Below are 15,098 nucleotides of genomic sequence, written 5' to 3'. Positions count from 1 at the left end.
CGCCGGGATGCAGCTTCCAATAGCCGTGGCGCGGACTCCTAGCGCTTGAAGCCCCTCTCCCACCGGGAGAGGGGTTGGGGAGAGGGTCGGGCGTGATACTTGCAATCAATCATGCAAGCGCTTCGCCTGCACCCTCATCCGCGCTTCGGACACCTTCTCCCAAGGAAAGAAGGGAGCCTCACTCCATCTCGTCCGGATGCGCCTTCCAATAACCGGTCGAACGGATCCATTCCTTCGGCACCTGCAGGTGGCCTTCGATGAACTTGCGCATCATCCGTGCGCGGCGTGATTCGGTGGCAATCCAGTAATGCGTATCGCCATCGGGCTGCTCGAAGTCCACCAGCGCATCTTCCAGCAAGGTGCTGCTGGCGGCATCGAAACCATTGCGCTCGAACCAGGACACCGTTACCTGTGCCGCGCTGTCCAGTGGTTGGCGGTCGCCTTCTTCGGGGATCTCGATGAACACTTCGGCCATCGCGCTTTCCGGCAGCTCGGCCAAACGGCGTGCGATCGCCGGCAGCGCGGTTTCATCGCCAATCAGCACATAGGTGTCGAAATCATCGGCCACCACATGCGAGCCGCGCGGTCCGGCCACCACCAGTTCATCGCCGACGTCCGCATTGGCCGCCCAGGTCGTTGCCGGGCCATCGCCGTGCAGCACGAAATCCAGCACCAGCGTGTTGGCAGCGGCGTCGTAGTGGCGCGGGGTGTAATCGCGGGCCGGCGAGGGCGGCTGGCCTTCCGGATAACGCGGGCCTTGTTCGGTCAGCTCCGGCAACACGAAGGTGCCTTCGCTATTCGGGAAAAACAGCTTGACGTGGTCGTCCGGCGAGCGGCTGTCGAAGCCTTCCAGCGCGTCGCCGCCCACCACGATGCGCTGCATGTTCGGGGTCAGGCGCTCGCTGTGCAGCACCTGCAACTGACGGAAGCGGGGCGTCAGGCGGATCAATTGGGTTTCGTGCAGTGACATGGGGCAGTACCTGTGTGGTCAAAGACGGCGTGGGCCGGGGTGACCTGGCTGGATCGCTCTGGCGGGGTCGTGGGGATCAAGATGGGGATTCATTCCTGCGGAACGTGCTGCACCAGCGCGGTGGCTTGTTCCAGCAGCGTAGTGATGCGCTCGATGTCGGCGTTCTGCCAACGGCCTTGGCGGGCGATCACCGAATGGGTGAAGTCATGCATCGCTTCGCGCAGCGCGGGCGGCATGTTGGCGCGGGTGATCACGCGCGCGCTGTGACGGGCGCGCAACAGCGCGTCCTCCACCTCGCTGGCGCGCTGCTTCAACTGCGCCTGGCCCAAGCTGGTGATGTGGTAACGCTTGCGGCCGCCGTCTTCCTCGGCGCGCACCCAGCGCTGGTTCTCGAAATCAGCCAGCAGCGGATACACCGAGCCGGCGCTGGGCGTGTACACACGCACGAACATTTCGCTGATCTGCTGGATCAGCTCATAGCCGTGGTGCGGCCCTTGGCCGATCCGCGACAGCAGCAACAGCCGCAGGTCGCCGCGGCCCAGCGGGCGGGGAGAGGTGCGACGGCGGGGTTCGGTAGCGGTCATGGTGGCGATTTCGATATATCGAATTGACGAAAACGATATATCGAAAACTCGACGACAGCAATCGCCGCACGCCACTGACCAGCAAACAGAGCGTTCTGCCAGCCGTCTGCGGCCTGTTGCCTGATGAATGTTGCGCTGCAACATGACTCCACTGTCACCGCCTTGACCCGGGCCGCTGGCAGCTTCAGTGCCTGTATCAAGCAACAAGCGCGATGCGGCGCTGTCCCAGCGTGTCCGATCACCCGCCGCCGGGCTGTCGTCAGCTGTCTTGCGGACACTGGCTTTTGGACAGCCATACGCATCCGTAGCCAGCTTGGCAAGGGGCCGGGTGCGCTACACTTTGCAGCTCAAAATAACGAACAAGCGCGCGCGTGCGCGCAGTAACTGGGAGCTCTGATGAACTGGTTGAACGAGATGCTTAACAACGACACGAACCCCCTGGAAACCCAGGAGTGGATCGAGTCGTTGAAGGCCGTTATCGATGTCGAGGGCCCCGAGCGCGCGCATCAGTTGTTGGAAGGCATGGTTGAACTGACCCGTCGTTCGGGCGCGTTCCTGCCGTTCTCTCCCACCACCGAATACGTCAACACCATCGAGCCGCAGCTCGAGGCCAAGAGCCCGGGCAACGCTGAGCTGGAGTGGCGCATCCGCTCCATCATCCGCTGGAACGCGATGGCCACCGTGGTGCGCGCCAACCGCAAGCCGGGCGACCTGGGTGGCCACATTGCCTCCTTCGCCTCGGGCGCAACGCTGTATGACGTGGGCTTCAACCACTTCTGGCGCGCGCCGAGCGACAACCATCCGGGCGATCTGCTCTTCATCCAGGGCCACAGCGCCCCGGGTATCTATGCGCGTTCCTTCCTGGAAGGCCGCATCGACGAGCAGCAGCTGGACAAGTTCCGCATGGAAGTGGATGGCGGCGGTCTGTCGTCGTACCCGCATCCGTGGCTGATGCCCGATTACTGGCAGACCCCGACCGTGTCGATGGGCCTGGGCCCGCTGGCCGCCATCTACCAGGCGCAGTTCCTGAAGTACCTGGAGCACCGTGGCCTGATCGAGAAGTCCGACCGCAAGGTGTGGTGCTTCATCGGCGACGGTGAATCCGACGAGCCGGAAACCCTCGGCGCGATTGCCCTGGCCGGCCGCGAAGGCCTGGACAACCTGATCTTCGTGGTCAACTGCAACCTGCAGCGCCTCGACGGCCCGGTGCGTGGCAACGGCAAGATCATCCAGGAACTGGAAGGCGTGTTCCGTGGCGGCGGCTGGAATGTCATCAAGCTGCTGTGGGGCGGTTACTGGGATGCCCTGCTGGCCAAGGACACCAACGGCGTCCTGAAGAAGCTGATGATGGAAACCGTCGACGGCGAATACCAGAACTGCAAGGCCTTCGGCGGCGCGTATACGCGCGAGCATTTCTTCGGCAAGTACCCGGAAACCGCCGCCATGGTCGCCGGCCTGTCCGACGACGACATCTGGCGCTTGAACCGTGGTGGTCACGATCCGCACAAGGTGTACGCCGCCTATCACCAGGCCGTGAACACCAAGGGCATGCCGACCGTGATCCTGGCCAAGACGGTCAAGGGTTACGGCATGGGCAGCGCCGGTGAGTCGCTCAACCCGACCCACCAGACCAAGAAGCTGGACGACGAATCGGTCAAGCATTTCCGCGACCGTTTCAACATTCCGGTGACCGACGAGCAGCTCAAGGACGGCCAGGTGCCGTTCTACCACCCGGGCCCGGATTCGCCGGAAGTGAAGTACCTGCAGGAGCGTCGCGCCGCGCTGGGCGGCTACCTGCCGCAGCGTCGCCAGAAGGCCGACAAGTCCTTCATCGCACCGAAGCTGGAAACCTACGAGCGCCTGCTCAAGGAATCGGGCGAGCGCACGTACTCCACCACCATGGCCTTCGTGCAGACGCTGAACATCAGCCTGCGTGACAAGGAACTGGGCCCGCGCCTGGTGCCGATCGTCGCTGACGAAGCGCGCACCTTCGGCATGGAAGGCCTGTTCCGCCAGATCGGCATCTACGCGCCGTACGGCCAGAAGTACAAGCCGGTCGATGCCGACCAGCTCATGTACTACCGCGAAGACCAGAGCGGCCAGGTGCTGCAGCAGGGCATCAGCGAGCCAGGTGCGATTGCATCGTGGATGGCCGCCGGCACCAGCTACTCGGTCAGCAACGTGCCGATGCTGCCGTTCTACATCTACTACTCGATGTTCGGCTTCCAGCGCGTGGGCGACCTTGCCTGGCAGGCGGCGGACATGCGTACCCGTGGCTTCCTGCTCGGCGGCACCGCCGGCCGCACCACGCTCAACGGCGAAGGCCTGCAGCACGAAGACGGCTTCAGCCACATCGTTGCTGGCGGCATCCCGAACGTGCGCAGCTACGACCCGACCTTCGGTTACGAAGTGACGGTGATCCTCCAGCACGGCACCAAGGCCATGATGGAAGACCAGATCGACGAGTACTACTACATCACCCTGATGAACGAAAACTACGCTCATCCGGCCATGCCGGCGGGCGCAGCGGAAAGCATCATCAAGGGCATGTACCTGCTCACCGACGCCGGCAAGCCGAAGAAGGGCGAACTGCGCGTGCAGCTGATGGGCAGCGGCACCATCCTGCGCGAGGCCATTGCAGCGGCCGAACTGCTGAACAAGGATTTCGGCGTCACCGCCGACATCTGGAGCTGCCCGAGCTTCAACGAACTGCGTCGCGATGGTTTCGATGCCGAGCGCTGGAACCGCCTGCACCCGGAAGCCGAACAGCGCAAGCCGTACGTCACCCAGTTGCTGGAAGGCCAGCAGGGCCCGGTCATCGCCGCCACGGATTACGTGCGTGCCTATGCCGACCAGGTGCGTGCATTCGTACCGGCGACGTACTCCGTGCTCGGCACCGATGGCTTCGGCCGCTCGGATACGCGTGCGAACCTGCGTCGCTTCTTCGAGGTTGACCGTTATTACATCGCGCATGCGGCAATTGCTGCGCTGGCGAAGGACGGGAAGATGACGGCGAAGGATGTTGCCCGGGCGATCAAGCAGTATGGGATTGATCCGGAGAAGGCTAATCCTGTTGGGGTTTGATCCTATTCTCGGTTGCGCAAAAGAGGCGGCCAACTGGCCGCCTCTTTTACTATCTGTCTACTTAGTTAACGTTCAGCTCGGTCGAGGCATCGAGCCATGAATTGGTCAACCTGATCTTCGTCCCATACTTCAAAGACAGTGCCAGCCCCAGATAGATTAACTATCTTCATGAATCGGCCGAATAGCTTTCCTTCGGCGAGTCTGTCTTCCTTTTCTAGGAGTCGGATAATCCCTCTTCCAAGTGTTGGGCGGGATCCAATACCGGAACGCTCAATAAGGGCTTGCCTGATGTCTGCCAGCGCAAGTATCTTTTTAAGGGCTCGCGCAGGGTTATCCGGCATGATTTGCTCGGCGATGTGATAATTCCACCAGAGGCGTGAGATGGAATGATCGTCGCGGCAGCCTGCAAGGGTTGGAGCGAAGAAGTGTTTTGAGGCTTCTTTTATGAGCGTTTCGTCATCCTTGTCAGTATGAAGCCAGCGCTTTCTGGAGTATTTCAAACACTCAATGTGGCTAAGTCGGATCCATATGCGATTCTCCCTTGCAAGGGTGGGAGTCAAAGCCTTCAGAGCATGTCCGACCAAGATGGAGTTCTGAATCTCGCTATTAGGTCCCCCCTCGGGCTTAAGCTCTTCTAGTCCCTTTAATTCGGCGTCAAAAGACAGAGGTATGCGCCAATCACCGGCAGCTTCCAAGTCAAGAAAATCGCCATCTCTATAGCGACAAAGGTTTTGGGTGATGTTGTTCTTCAAATCATCCGCAACTTGCTGGCCGACATAAAGAAGTTTGCTCATGTAGACACCTTCTCGAAAATTCTTTTCAGCGAACCGAGGGGGGAGTCGAGAAGTTTCTGGCTCGCATCGACAATGTCATCGTGCCTTAAATCGATGCCTTCAGCGCCGCAACGGGCAGTCATGACGCTGTGCCAACGCTTGTCAGTATGTGCATCGTCCTCGCGCATTGCATCAAGAACCGCCATGACTGCAGGAAGAAATAATGCCGAAAGAAGTGTTTCTTTCATTTCTTGTTCGCGCAGAAGGCTCAAAAACGAATGCAGTTTTGGAGCGACTAGGATGTCTATGGATTCGCTCTCTAGGTCGACTTTGAAAACACCCTCGGGTACGTCTTCATGCAGTTTGAGATGGAAAATCGATTCCAACGGTGCAAGTTTATCTAGGCCGGCCTCAAATCTCAGCTCATCGGTGAGTGCAAGTAGGTCGCCCGAATGTACGACTCTTGCTTGTCGTGGAAATTCTGAATCAATCCATTTTGAATTCAAAGGCGAGTCGTTCTTTGAAGCGACCACGGTACCTCTGATGTAAATTGGACCCCGCACAATTCCGCCCGATAGATCTATATGTACATTGCCGAGCGCACAGGGCTGAAATCTGTCCAGATACGTGTCCAGACAAGTTATCATCAGGCCAGAAAGCGCATGCCCAGATTCGAGAAGTTCTTGGATTGACTGGTCGTCAAGCATCATGCTGCCTTCCAGTACTGCGTGGCCTGATTCTGGATCTTCTTGCATTTCCAGATTTATCTGGAAAACTTTGCTTCCGTAATCGCCTGTGTCTTGGCACAGAATTGGGTGTGGGAAACTTGTGGAAGATTTAATTCGCATTCTCATCCTCCTTGACCGCGGCTAAAGTAATGCCTATCGGCCCGAGATATGGGGTGTCGAATTGGACCTCAAGATTTATTCGTTGGCCTTGCGTCACTTTTATCACAGGGCGCTTCGAGCAAAGGTTGCCGTTGAGAGAGCGGATCGCAAGATTTTCATCGCTAGAAACCCCAATTGCAGAGATCTCCAAGGCAACCGTCGCCGTTGCTTCCGGAGTAAACGCAATATTTCGTCTGGTATCTTCCTCCGATAGTGAGTTGCGGAGCCCGACATAAGAAATGCTCTTTCCGCCGCGCCCACCAACTGCCCCTCGTCCCGATCCCAGCCGTCCGCCAGAAGTCTTTCCACCGCTCGTTTTGGACTTCTTTATTCCCCCAGACGATCCGGATTCGCCATGGTCTCCGGTTCCAACCAAGGGTTTCGTGGGGTGCGAGACTGCAGTGATCTTCGGTCGCTCCGGATCATCGTTCTTATTAGTGGGATCCGCTATGGAATTTCCGGAATTCGGCCTAGAGAAAAATCGATTCATCTCGTCCAACAGGATGTCTGCGTCCGCGGGCTTGGTAGTTGCAGCTCGTATTGTGCTCCTAATCCAAGATCCGACTTTCTTCATAGCTGTCTTAAGCTTCTCGCGCAGCACCGGATCGTCGAGGCGTTCAGCCGATATCTCATCATGCTTGGGGTTCTCCATGTCCCGCATGAGGACGCTCGTATCTCTATCATTTGGTTCCAAGATGGCAACAAAGTCCCTGGACATGGGGAAGCGAGCCATTGGATGATTAAAGTGATGGAGATTGTCGGCAATGTACATTCCGTTGCGCAGAATGCCGACCCGTCGAGGAAGACCTTCTTTCTGGAGCGTTGTTAGCCGAAAAGTACCGAGGTTGTGGAAAGACTCGAGCACTATTTCTGAATCAGGTGATCTCAGAGCTGCAAGCATCGCCGCACTAAAATTAAGATTTTCCGTTGTGCCCGTGCTCTCAGCGGCATCAATGACCTCTTGCCGAGCAAAGAGGTCTTCGATTGTGCCTGCATCAATCTCGATTGCTTCTTTCTCAGACCAATAGACTGTGAATCGAATGGATTTACTGTTAATGGCAGAGAAAAAATTTCGGATTAGTGATTCGACTATCAACCAATGCCAGTTCTTCTCATCTGCGAAGCCGACGCTGGCAACCGTTGTACCTGTTTCAGTTCGGCGAAGCCACTGCGGGAGAATGGTTGCGTCCTCGATCGGCATGTAATCATTTTTCCCCCAGTATCCGGTCGAGCGAACGGGACTATCCTTATGCTCGTGAGAAACAAGAATGCTCTTGCCTTGAGCTAAGTGCGTAGGTCTGCTTTCTTCAGTGTAGATGGTTGAGTAGAACACGGTGCGAAGGCGCGATATAGCAAATGCGGCATTCTTTCCAATGCCAAACGAGCCGCTTGCGTCCGCATCTGGTTTTTGGCTTACTCCAGAAGACTTGACCAGTGCGTGAAATGCTTTGCCTTTGACTGGAGGGCCGACCAAGCCGGTTGTTCCGTAGTCTTCGACGGACAAGACAGGAATTTTTGGTTTACTAGCGACTTCTATAGCTCGCTGAAAGAACTCCCTTTCCTTCTTCTGGTCCTTCCACTGACTCAGGCAGGTACTGAGCGTATCTTTTAGCTCTGGCAGGCCCGGAATTTCCGACGCGGGGACCGATAGGAGTCTAAAAATGAGATGTACGGGCTTAGAGGACCCATCCGGCAAACGCGCCGCTGCATCTAGGCTGTTCTGAGAACACTCGCGTGCGATACCTGGATAAGGCGATCCCTTAAACGTTTCTATTCCTGCGTGGCTAAGACCTTCGTCTTCTCTGCCTGGATTGGGCAAAAATTTCCACTTCTCCATGCGTTCCCCCTTCTCGAAATTTTTTCAATTAGAACAGTCGCAGCGGCGAATCTCAAACAGAGATATCTTGTTAGATAGTGAGAGTGATGAGGTAATACCCTCGAATTAGCTGACCTAAGGAATGGGATTTTCTTGTAATCTTGTCGCCTGCACGTAAACGTATTCCAGGCATTCTTAGACGTCACTGGGCAAGTAACGGTAGGATCGTCATTTCTCCAATGATAGAAGAAGTGACGGACGCCTCTCCTTTACCTCGGAATCAAAGAATTGACGGAATGTGATGACGTTCTCATAGCCGTCATAGGCAGATTCCTTTGCCTTCTTGAGGGACTCAGGTACGACAAGTGCAATCGAATTTCGCCCCATCTCGTCGATGGCCTCTCCAGAGACACGGTCGTCGACCGTTGCGAGAAAAATCTGTCCAAACGATTTTTCCAAGGCAAGTTGCTTCCAGCGTTCGCGGAGCGTGGTTTTCAGTGAGACGATGACTGTTTCAGTTTTTGAGTTGAGTGTTGCAACGCTGGGAAGTACGAAGTCGGGTCGCCGGCCACCCAGAATAGCCTGTGCCTCATGGCGGATCCGTCCGTCCTTGAACAGCCGTTCCACGTGGTACTCGAACGAGAGTCCCGCCCTGCTTTTTCGAGTCTGGGCGGCACTTAGAAAGATAGAGTCCAGTTCTGGGAAGCCCCGGACCAGATTACTCAAGGGATCACTGCCACCATGAAGCAGAATGCGAGCGACTTGGGCGGCTCGGAAACGGATTTCGGCTCGTTTGAAAATCGCATACTCGATATCACGGCTGATGCGCATGACCGCATCGCCAGGTCGCTTGATGTCGAATGGATTCAACTCATCGGAAGTGTTCTCATCAAGCCATACGGCTTGTGCTTGCGTTGCCAGCGTACGCGGTGAGGGGATCGCTTGCCTCTTTATATAGGTTTCCAGAGAACCATCTCTAATTGCTTGTGCCAGCTCATCAACAAGCTGATCTGCAAAGGGATCTCGAGCATCCACCATCGAAGGGTCGAAGAGATCAAAATGGAAGTCAGCATCTAGATTAAAATATGTTTCAATTATCGAGGCTTCTTCAGATTCGGAGTCGATGACAATGAACCAATGACTTGCACCCGAAAGTGGCTGTTTTAGCTTTCCAACGAGAAGCAGCGATGCAGGCGATAATTTCTGGAAGTGTTCCTTCGGCACTCCTGTGTGTTGCCACTCGTACCTAGGCTTTGCCTTGTCCTTGTTCTCAGGGTTGCGTAAGGAAAAATATTTGATTGTAGAAATCTTTATCTCGCTGGAAGCTGGCCAGAAAGTAGAATATTCAACGTCGTAGATGTGAGGCTTTTCGGGATTCGAATTCTTCAGTGCAGGGAAGAAATTCGATTCCGCGATGAGTCGTGGAATAAGGAAGCCATTTTGGTGGCCATTCTTTGCGCTATCTGCCCAACCGCAGTCATTGCGCGAAAGCTTCTTTATGAAAATTTGTTCGCTGCGCTTTAGCCAAGTTGAAATTTCGTTCCATTCGAGATGCATTTCCATGGCGATATTTCCGGTCCTTTGAAGATTTCGTTGGTACGAGTTCGTTGTAGGTAGTGGGCATGCGGGGGGCCCGATTGACGGGAGCGGGGCATGCTTTGTGGTGCTGATCATGCGAGGAGGCAGGGTTTAGATAATTCAGGTTTTGATGCTCACGGCGAGTGCATCGAAGAAGTAATTCTGCTCACGTTGGTGTGTGTCGCGAAGGGAACACTCCCATGTCTCGATGACTTTCCAGCCCATGATCTGCAGCTCAGCTTTCACCCGTGCATCGCGAGCTCGGTTACTCAGAATCTTCGCCTGCCAGAACTCCGGTCTTGTCTTGGGCAAACGGTACAACGGGCAATCGTGACCATGCCAGAAGCATCCATGGACAAAGACGACGGTCCGGTATTTCGGCAGCACGATATCCGGTCGCCCAGGCAATCCAGCTCCGCCCAAGCGGTAGCGGAATCCCCTCGCATGGAGGCCCTTGCGTACAAGGACCTCCAGTTTGGTGTTCGAGCCACGGATCCGCGACATCTGTGCGGATCGTTGCGCCGGGGTAAGACTGTCAACCAAGTTCAGGCCTTGGCCTTCTTCTTCGCCGGCTTTGCCGGCTCGGAAGCAGACGCCTGCAGGAGGTGGGGAACCATGATCCGCGCAACCTCGCTGATCACCGGAACCACCACCGAATTGCCGAACTGCTTGTAAGCACGGGTATCGGACACTGGGATGCGGAAGTTGTCATCGAAGCCCATGAGACGCGCGCATTCACGCGGCGTCAGGCGGCGGGGATTCTTCTTCGATCCCTGCGAGATCAAGATTTCCGAGCCGTCCTTGTAGTAACGGGCAGACAGCGTGCGGCAGGTGGTTTCGCGGGTCACCAGACCGAAGCCGAAGCCGTTGCCCTTGTCTCTGTGCTTCGCCGCATAGTTCTGCAGGTATTCCCAGAGTTTGTCAGACAGCGTGTACTTCTCCAGGATCTTGCCCTTGGGGCCACTGACGTAAGGGGCGTCGGCGGGCTCAGAGCCGTCCTCGCGGTGCATCACCGAGCCCATCTTGGGAGCGATGCCATAGTCCGGAAGTTCAAGATCCTCCCATGTGAACGCTACCTTCTCGCGGAACCCGACGATGATGATGCGCTCGCGGTGCTGCGGGCCGAAGTGCTTGCCGTTGATCACTTTGTGATGCACGTGATAACCAAGCTCGTTCTGCAACACATCGATGATGGTGGAGAACGTGCGGCCCTTGTCGTGGCTCATCAGGTTCTTGACGTTCTCCAGCAGGAACGCGCGCGGTTTCTTCTCGGCAATGATGCGGGCGACGTCGAAGAAGAGCGTTCCTTGGGTCTTGTCTGAAAACCCGTGGGGGCGCCCCAGTGCGTTTTTCTTCGAAACACCCGCAATGGAGAACGGCTGGCAGGGGAATCCTGCGAGCAGCACGTCGTGGTCCGGAACGTCGCTTTCGTGGACTTTCGTGATGTCGGAGGCGAACACATGGCCCTCTCCATCATGGAAATTTGCTCGATAGGTCTTTACCGCGTAAGGGTCCCACTCGCTGGTGAACACGCAACGGCCGCCCTGCTTATCGAAAGCCGTACGGATGCCGCCGATGCCGGCGAACAGGTCGATGAAGCGGAACTTCCCTTCGCCTGCTGGCGGCTCGCCGAAAGGCAGGAGGCGCTGACGGATTGCTTCGGCGACATAGGGTTTGGGTTCGGTTTCGCGGGTCTGCCAGCGACGCACAGTCTTCGGATCGACTCCCAGTGCCTGGGCGACCTCCTTCGGGCTGAAGCGTTGGAGGGAAAGGTCGATCAATTGGTACGTATTCATGAAATCTCCGGGAACAACGGGGACAGTATGTCCAATTTCTTCCCGTGGGAAAAGAAATAAATCAGATGAACTCTTCGAGGTCTGTAAGGCTTCGTGGTCAGGGCGTTTGAGGGCCCGACTTTGGGCGTGGTTTGTCGCAGATCCTGCGACCGACCAGCGGCCTGTTCTGCCTTCTGACGAATTGAGAAGTGCACTGCAGCGCTGATGATGGATGGCTAGTTTCAGATCGTCGGCTATGCCCACACGTGCTCGCTTGCGACCATTCTTTCGCTGCTGGTCGTCTGGCAGGTTCTGGGTCGCCCGTGGGAAGCCCTCCAAGCATGGCCGCACGTGCAACTACTCAACCGCTGCGGCGTGATGGAGGCGCTGGGATGCCGGCTTCCAACGCGCCGATGTGAGGGCGCGTTTGCTGCTGATCGATGTCGATCATTTCAAGCGGATCCAATGACAACTGTGGTCACCAACAGGGTGATGACGCGCCGTGTGGTGTTCTCGGGTCATGGGTGAGCGATGGTATTGGCGGACGGCCAATCCGGCGAGTGGCCGACCGTAGGCAGATGTGGAAGCTGCGCTTTTCAGAGGCGTGATCACATCGCGCCTGGGGTTGCGTGAAGCCTTGTCAGTCACGATGCCGCTGTATGGAGACCGACAAGACCCACACGAAAGTCGATTTCGGTGAAATCAGGTAGCTGGCGAAACTCGACTCTGACCCCGGTTTTCTTCCTTCTTCCACGCGCGCAGGCCCATCGCTGCCAGCCCCAGGAAGACGACGTACAACCATGCCGTTGCGTGCAGCGACTTCACCGCGTACATGCCCACATACACCACATCGACCGCGATCCACAGCCACCATGCGGCGGTGTGGCGTCGGGCCTGCCACCACTGTGCGACCAGGCTGAGTGCAGCGAGCATGGCGTCCAGCCAAGGCAGGGCGGCGTTGGTCCAGCTGTGCATGGCAGCGCCGAGGGCGATGCCGAAGGCGATGCCGATGCCCAGATCACGCGTCCATTGGTGGGCGGGCAAGGGCGTGATGATGATGCGGCCTTCGGCCTGCGACTGCTTGCGCCAGTTGAGCCAGCCATAGAGCAGAAACGCAGCGAAGGCGCATTGCAGCAGCGTGTCCGAATACAGCCGGGCTTCGGCGAACACCAGCGCGTACAGGCCGACCGAGATCAACCCGACCGGCCACGCCAGCATCCGTCGCTGCGCCATCAGCCAGACGCCGAGGGCGCTGGCGATAACGGCCGACCATTCCAGAAGTGCCGGGTTCATAGCGCGACGGTAACCGACAGGCGCGCCTGACGCGGTGCGCCGGGGAACAGGTAGTAATCACCGGAGCTGCTGCCGGTGTCGCGCCAGTAGAAGCGGTTGAACACGTTGTCCACCGACAGGTTCCAGTTCACCGCGTGCTCGCGCACTTGGTGCTGGAAGCGCACGCCGGCATCCACAACGCTATAGCCCGGTGCGCGCACGCGGCCGTCGGCGGTGGCGACGTTCGATGATGCATAGCGCCAGCCGCCAGTGATGCCCAGGCCTTGTACGAACGGCAGCTGGTAGTCGGCGTGCAGCGTGGCGCGCGTGGTCGGCACGTTGATCAGCGGGTGGCCTTCATAGGCCGGCGTGCCGGTGTTGCGTGCACGCGCGCGCAGGGTGCTGGCGCTGGCGGTCACCTTCAGGTGCTCGGTGACGCGGCCTTGTGCGCTCAGTTCCAGGCCGATGTGATTCTGCTGACCTTGCTGCACGAACGTGTAGCCGTAGTCGCTGTTGTCGGGCTTGGCGTACTGGAACGGTTGGTTGATGCGGAACAGCGCCGCGCTCAGCGTCAGTGCGTCCGACGGCGTGTACTTGCTGCCCACTTCAAGCTGGCGCGAACGTACCGCCGGCAGGAACGTGCCTTCGTTGGTGGTCCAGAACGGCGCTTCCTGGCCGAGTGAAATGCCCTGCGCGTAGCTGGCGTAGAGATTGATTTCGTCGGTCGCGCTCCAGATCAACGCCGTCTGCGGCAGGAAGCGCGACAGCCGGCTTGCGCGTTCGGGATTGCCGCGCTTATCGAAGGCGCGTTCGTCCAGACGGACGAAGCGGCCACCGGCCAGCCACTGCCAATCATCAGCGAAGCGGATGCGGTCGAGCACGAACACCGACTTCTGCGCGCTGTCCAAACGGCGCACCGACGGGCCCGGCTGCAGCGGCGACGGCACGAACTGCGGCACTTCCTTGTCGTGGATATTGGCGGTGCCGACGTACTCGTTGACGTTGCGGCGCTTGTCCACAGTGCGATCGAAATAGTCCGCGCCAATCGTCAGTTGGTGCTCGACGCTGCCGGTGTTGAAACGGCCGCGCAGTTCGGCGCGCAGTTGCTGATTGCGGCGCGTATCGTCCGGGCTGCGGTAATCGTAGATGTCGTAATCGCCGTTGGGCGCGAAATAATTGCCCGGCACGCTGCCATCGGCGCATTCGGCGGCGTAATAGCAGCCATAGGCGAAGGCGACGTTGTCGTCGATGACCGAGCGGCTGTAGCTGCCCGACACGCGCGATTGCCACGCGCTGTTGAAATCGTAGGTGTGCAGTGCGCTGATGTTGGTGCTGTCGATACCGACCGGCTGCTGCCAGGCTTGATAGCCGAGCATGTGCTTGCGATCCACGTTGCGCGGCAGCGCGGTGGCGCCCAGCAGCTGATAACCCGATGCCGAGCGCTGCGCGCTGGTCTGGTAGTTGGCGTCCACTTCCAGCTTGCCGCGCTCGCCGATCAACCAATCGGTGGCCAGCGAATAGAAATTGCGGCGGCCATCGGCGTGGTCGATATACGAGCCACTGTCATCCCACGCAGCGTTGAAGCGCACACCGATGCGCGGCGTGATCCAGTGGCCGACATCCACGGCCGCATAGCGCGTGCCTTCCGAATCGGTGGCGAAGCTGACGCTGCGCACTTCCGCCGGGCGCTTGCCCACGTAATTGATGATGCCGCCCGGGGCAATCACGCCGGCGGCCAAGCCGGCTTCACCCTTGAGGATTTCAACCTGCTGCACGTTCTCCAGCGCAAGGCGCTGCTCGCCGGCGATGGTCAAACCGTTGAAGCGGTAACCGGTGGCGGTATCCAGTGCGAAACCGCGAATCGCGATGTTCTGGTAATAGCCTTCCGGCGCGTAGCTGTCGCCCAGCGACGCATCGTTGCGGGCAAGCTCGGACAGCGTGCGGACGTGGCGGCTGTCGAGCAGCGTGCGGTCGAGCACGGTGATTGAAGCGGGTGTGTTTTTCCAATCGCCGGCACCGAAGCTGTTGGATTGCGTGTCCTTGGCGCCGGGCTGTTTGGCCTGCACGCGCACGGCGGCCAGCTCGGTGGTGGAGCGTTCCGGGGCTTCGGCTTCAAGGGTGCTGGCGTGCAGCGGCAGCGCCGCGCTCAGCGCAGCAGTCAACAGCGAAATTCGGTAGCAGCGGTTCATTCGGTTCGTCATCAGCCGGAGGGGGAGACGAAGCGAAGGCGCGCACGCAAAACCGCCCATGAAGGCGGTGTGCCTGCTGCTCAAAGCTCCCTACGCCGGTGCTAACCGGGTCAGGTTCCAAGGGACTCTCTCAGCCTGCAACAACCAGGCACCCCCGCTTCAGGGCCGCA

11 protein-coding genes and 1 riboswitch are annotated in these 15,098 nt (G+C 58.3%); of the genes, 1 reads left to right on the top strand and 10 read right to left on the bottom strand.

Going from position 1 to position 15,098, the window contains the following annotated elements; genetic code table 11:
* Positions 1-178: 178 nt before the first annotated feature.
* Together ACREP4_RS12290 and ACREP4_RS12285 are read right to left on the bottom strand one after the other, a co-directional pair.
* Positions 179-970: a siderophore-interacting protein gene (locus ACREP4_RS12290; RefSeq protein WP_431596463.1), complete on the bottom strand. Its 792-nt coding sequence runs from the start codon at positions 968-970 to the stop codon at positions 179-181.
* 89 nt (positions 971-1,059) lie between these two features.
* Positions 1,060-1,554, bottom strand: a complete 495-nt coding sequence (locus tag ACREP4_RS12285; protein WP_431596462.1) for a PadR family transcriptional regulator — start codon at positions 1,552-1,554, stop codon at positions 1,060-1,062.
* Between the two features lie 396 nt (positions 1,555-1,950).
* Here ACREP4_RS12285 and aceE point away from each other — a divergent pair, with 396 nt between their 5' ends.
* On the top strand, positions 1,951-4,638 hold the full coding sequence (gene aceE, locus ACREP4_RS12280; protein ID WP_431596461.1) for a pyruvate dehydrogenase (acetyl-transferring), homodimeric type: 2,688 nt from the start codon (positions 1,951-1,953) through the stop codon (positions 4,636-4,638).
* A 65-nt stretch (positions 4,639-4,703) separates the two neighbouring features.
* On the opposite strand, the gene ACREP4_RS12275 is transcribed toward aceE, so the two are convergent.
* The 8 genes from ACREP4_RS12275 to ACREP4_RS12240 form a co-directional block, all read right to left on the bottom strand.
* A complete protein-coding gene (locus tag ACREP4_RS12275) occupies positions 4,704-5,432 on the bottom strand; it encodes a DUF6339 family protein (RefSeq protein ID WP_431596460.1) in 729 nt (242 codons plus the stop codon).
* Positions 5,429-6,259: a hypothetical protein gene (locus ACREP4_RS12270; protein WP_431596459.1), complete on the bottom strand. Its 831-nt coding sequence runs from the start codon at positions 6,257-6,259 to the stop codon at positions 5,429-5,431. The genes ACREP4_RS12275 and ACREP4_RS12270 overlap by 4 nt, the downstream gene beginning before the upstream one ends.
* Positions 6,249-8,135: a hypothetical protein gene (locus ACREP4_RS12265; protein ID WP_431596458.1), complete on the bottom strand. Its 1,887-nt coding sequence runs from the start codon at positions 8,133-8,135 to the stop codon at positions 6,249-6,251. Before ACREP4_RS12265 ends, ACREP4_RS12270 begins: the two co-directional genes overlap by 11 nt.
* A 207-nt stretch (positions 8,136-8,342) precedes the next feature.
* A complete protein-coding gene (locus tag ACREP4_RS12260) occupies positions 8,343-9,677 on the bottom strand; it encodes a type II restriction endonuclease (protein ID WP_431596457.1) in 1,335 nt (444 codons plus the stop codon).
* Positions 9,678-9,812: 135 nt separating this feature from the next.
* On the bottom strand, positions 9,813-10,235 hold the full coding sequence (locus tag ACREP4_RS12255; RefSeq protein ID WP_431596456.1) for a very short patch repair endonuclease: 423 nt from the start codon (positions 10,233-10,235) through the stop codon (positions 9,813-9,815).
* A 2-nt stretch (positions 10,236-10,237) separates the two neighbouring features.
* Positions 10,238-11,488: a DNA (cytosine-5-)-methyltransferase gene (gene dcm / locus ACREP4_RS12250; RefSeq protein ID WP_431596455.1), complete on the bottom strand. Its 1,251-nt coding sequence runs from the start codon at positions 11,486-11,488 to the stop codon at positions 10,238-10,240.
* Between the two features lie 681 nt (positions 11,489-12,169).
* The gene (pnuC, locus tag ACREP4_RS12245) at positions 12,170-12,760 is read right to left on the bottom strand and encodes a nicotinamide riboside transporter PnuC (protein WP_431596454.1); all 591 of its coding nucleotides are present in this window, start codon (positions 12,758-12,760) and stop codon (positions 12,170-12,172) included.
* Positions 12,757-14,928: a TonB-dependent siderophore receptor gene (locus ACREP4_RS12240; protein WP_431596453.1), complete on the bottom strand. Its 2,172-nt coding sequence runs from the start codon at positions 14,926-14,928 to the stop codon at positions 12,757-12,759. The genes pnuC and ACREP4_RS12240 overlap by 4 nt, the downstream gene beginning before the upstream one ends.
* Positions 14,929-14,998: 70 nt before the next feature.
* A riboswitch (TPP riboswitch) is annotated at positions 14,999-15,094 on the bottom strand.
* Positions 15,095-15,098 lie beyond the last annotated feature (4 nt).

The organism is Stenotrophomonas sp. (assembly GCF_050737575.1).
Taxonomy (GTDB): domain Bacteria; phylum Pseudomonadota; class Gammaproteobacteria; order Xanthomonadales; family Xanthomonadaceae; genus Stenotrophomonas.
This window is presented reverse-complemented; position numbering and strand designations above follow the sequence as displayed.